The sequence below is a fragment of the Halomonas sp. AOP7-E1-9 genome, assembly GCF_052376035.1.
Classification (GTDB): domain Bacteria; phylum Pseudomonadota; class Gammaproteobacteria; order Pseudomonadales; family Halomonadaceae; genus Vreelandella; species Vreelandella citrativorans.
The window spans coordinates 1-479 of sequence record NZ_JBQSVC010000097.1; the positions used below are offsets into that span (position 1 = coordinate 1).

A 479-nucleotide genomic window follows, 5' to 3' on the forward strand; every position below is an offset into this window, starting at 1 on the left:
CTAGCCCGGATTTCTCACAGGGTATAAAAGAAAGCGGCTGAAAGTGCTATGATTTCAAGAACCTAACCAATCCATCAAGCACCAACAGCCGCTTCCAAAATGGTACCTGAAAAGCTGACCTTCTCGCCACTCTCACGCCGCCAAATTGAAGCCGACTTCTCCGGGGGCCACATTACGTCGGACGCCGGATTACTCCTGCTTCGTGAAGTCGATAAACAGCATCGCCTGACACGCCGCTTGGCCGCCGTGCTTCATGATCCCCGCGCACCGGAACAGGTTCGTCATAAGCTCGACACGTTGGTTCGTCAGCGGGTGTTCGGTGTCGCCGCTGGCTATGAAGATTTCAACGACCATGAGGCCCTGCGCTATGATCAGGCCCTTCAGACAGCGCTCGGTGAAGAGGATACGCTGGCAGGCAAGTCGACGCTGTGCCGGGTGGAGCAGAACGCCGATCGGCAAGCAATAGTGAAGGCCCATGA

General features: G+C 56.2%; 1 protein-coding gene. It reads left to right on the forward strand.

What is annotated here, in order from left to right; all coding sequences use genetic code 11:
• Window positions 1-99 precede the first annotated feature (99 nt).
• Window positions 100-479 (forward strand): transposase (locus tag ACT3R4_RS18465; protein ID WP_496201306.1); only part of this gene is annotated, 380 nt, incomplete at its 3' end.